This window comes from Hungatella sp. L36 (assembly GCF_014288035.1).
On sequence record NZ_JACOPC010000044.1, the window covers coordinates 1 to 2888 of the forward strand.

At 50.6% G+C, this 2888-nt stretch carries 3 protein-coding genes; all 3 read left to right on the forward strand.

What is annotated here, in order from left to right; genetic code table 11:
- Positions 1-878: plasmid recombination protein (locus tag H8S80_RS33795; protein ID WP_187049099.1), on the forward strand; the 878-nt coding region annotated here is incomplete at its 5' end.
- A gap of 440 nt (positions 879-1318) precedes the next feature.
- Positions 1319-2083: a Rep family protein gene (locus H8S80_RS33800; RefSeq protein ID WP_187049100.1), complete on the forward strand. Its 765-nt coding sequence runs from the start codon at positions 1319-1321 to the stop codon at positions 2081-2083.
- 295 nt (positions 2084-2378) lie between these two features.
- Positions 2379-2888: MobV family relaxase (mobV, locus tag H8S80_RS33805; RefSeq protein ID WP_187049101.1), on the forward strand; the 510-nt coding region annotated here is incomplete at its 3' end.

Below are 2888 nucleotides of genomic sequence, written 5' to 3' on the forward strand. Positions count from 1 at the left end.
ATAAGGACGAAAAAACGCCGCATATGCACTTTGCTTTCGTGCCGGTTACAGAGGACAAGAAGCGAGGGGGCGAAAAGGTTTCAGCTAAAGAGGTCATCACAAAGAATGACCTTAAGACCTTTCACACGGACTTGGAACGCTACCTCGACAGCTTCCGAGATTGGCACTTTGAGGTGGTCAATGAAGCCACCAAGGACGGCAATAAGGAGATTGCTGAACTGAAGAAGCAGACCGCCCATGAGGAAGTGCTAAAGGCACAGCAGGAAGCCCTACAAGCCCGTCAGAGGGCTTTGCAGGAGCAGGAGAGTATAAAACCCCTTGTAGAGCAGAAGAACGCTTTACAGGGCGAAATAGAAGCCTTACAGACCGAGAAAGAGGTTTTGACCGCCGCAGAGGTCGAAGCCATTAAGGGCGAAAAAACTCTATTGGGCGGTCTAAAGGGTGTGACACATAAGGAGTTTGAAGCTGTGAAACGCACGGCGGTCGCCGTGGAGAGCATGACCGCAGAGCGAGACCAGGCTTTAGCCAGGGCAGAGCGAGCGGATCTGCGAGCCACCGCCGCCGAAGCGAAAATAAAAACAGCCTATGAGGACGCAAACCGTCAGCTTCAAGCGAAAATCCGAGAGGTGGAGCAGGACAGACCGAGCATGAAAGCCCAGATGGAGATAGTTCAGCTTCGCAAGGAAAATCAGACCTTGAAGACGGAGAACAGCAGTCTCCGTAGCAAGGTCGCAGACCTTGAAGCCACGGTTCGCCGTCTGGTTCAGATTATCCGTGAGAAGCTGCCAGAGGTCTATGCTGCTATCACGCAGCCAAAGCGTGATCGGCAGCAGCCACCGCAGAAGCAGAAGCCCAAATCAAGGGATTGGGAACGCTAAAGAAAGCGGTTTTTGGGGTATACTGGCGGAGACGACGGGACGGGAAACGAAAGTTTCTTGTTCCGTCGGCGTAGACGGAATAGCCCAAAAAATCCAGAAGTCAAGGGCATAAGGGTGGAGATTTTCGTCAGAAAATACTACCCGTCCCTTGACTTCTGGATAGCGTGGTACGTACTCCGAGGGAGACGCCCATCTGTTCCAGAGGTCGCCCTCCGCGTAGGAGCCTGCGGAGCAAATAAAAAAACCCGCCCTGCCAAGTGTCAAATTGACAAGGCGGGCGGATTCTCGTATAATGGCTTTAGTGGTTGGTACGCCAATACCAGACCACGAATACATGAGGGTCAAGCTCACATACTCACCGTAGGATAATTATAGCCGTAATTGGGCTTATTGTCAAGGTAACGAGATTGTACCCTCCGAAGAAAATCGGAGGTTTTTTTATGGCAAAAATTGATAAGGCAAGATTTTGGACGGGCGTTCTCTACCCAGAAAACATGAGGGAGGACTGGAAAGAGGTCATAGGCGATACTTTGCAGTACCCCTATGCGTACTGTCAGCACTCCCAAGACAAGGACAGCAAGAGCGAACACCGCAAAGACCATGTGCATCTGATTGTGGCGTTCCCGAACACCACAACCTACAAGCACGCTTTGAATGTCATGGATTTGCTTTCTGCGGAAGGCAAGAAAGCAATCAATAAGTGTGAAGCGGTCGTTGGTATCCGTAATGTCTATGACTACCTCATTCACGACACCGAGGATTGCCGAAAGAAAGGCAAAGAGCAGTACGACCCGTCCGAGCGTATCACGGGCAACAACTTCGACATTGGTGCGTATGAGCAGCTTGGCACAGCCGAGAAGAACGAAATGTTCTTGGAGATGGGACAAGCTATCAGAGAGCATGGCTTCACCAACTACATGGACTTCTATGAGTTCGTGGTCGATACATACGAGGACATGAACTACATTGAGGTCATGCGTTGTTACAGCGGTCACTTCGAGAGAATGACAAGGGGCAATTACCAACGCTGGGAGCAGGGACAGCGTGGGCTTCGTCCGTCACAAGCAAAACTCCACGAAAACTCCACGAACACCACGCCAGATTGTTGCCCTGCGTGTGGGTCTGTAGACATCGTAAAAAGTGGTAAAACCCTTGCAAATACACAGCGTTGGGCGTGTAAGGACTGCGGAAAGAGGTTCGTTTGAGGAGCACTATTTTGTGGCTACTACGACCACAAAATAGTGTGACGGAAGACGGAAGACGAAAAGGGGCGATTTTGGGGGTGCAGGGGGCTTGCCCCCTTGCCCCTCGGAGAGTGGGGAGCTGTCCGCAGACAGCAGGGGCAAAGCCCCTCTTGACCTTGTTCGGAGCGTAGCGTAGAATGAGGTCAAGCAACCGCCTCGCAGAGCAAGTTTCCAAAAGCGTAAGCATTTTGGTATAACTTGCTACACCAAAAATATTTGGATTGATTTTCAGCGATAAAAAGAGAGGTGTTTCACTATGGCAAACGCACAGAAATATACAAGAGCCGCCTGCGGTCACTTGGCGGCGCATTATGAAAGACGGAAGGACGAAAAGGGTGAATATGTGAAGTTCGGCAATCAAGATATAGACCCACAAAAAACCCACTTGAACTACAATTTAGCTCCACGGCGTGGAGTTGAGCAAATCGACTTTATTCGACAGAGAACGACAGAAGCCCGTACCCTCAAGAGGGACGATGTGAATGTCATGTGTTCATGGGTGGTTACTCTGCCAGAGTACCGCCACCACAACCAAAGTCTTCATGTAAGCCCAGACAAAGAGCAGGTCGAAAGGCTGTTTTTTGAGCGTTCCTATCGCTTTCTCTGCGACCGCTACGGAGAGCAGAATGTCATATCGGCGTATGTCCATAAGGACGAAAAAACGCCGCATATGCACTTTGCTTTCGTGCCGGTTACAGAGGACAAGAAGCGAGGGGGCGAAAAGGTTTCAGCTAAAGAGGTCATCACAAAGAATGACCTTAAGACC

Bases quoted from the DNA above. Each gene is read 5' to 3' on its own strand.
- H8S80_RS33800 (WP_187049100.1), top strand. From the start codon at position 1,319: ATGGCAAAAATTGATAAGGCAAGATTTTGGACGGGCGTTCTCTACCCA.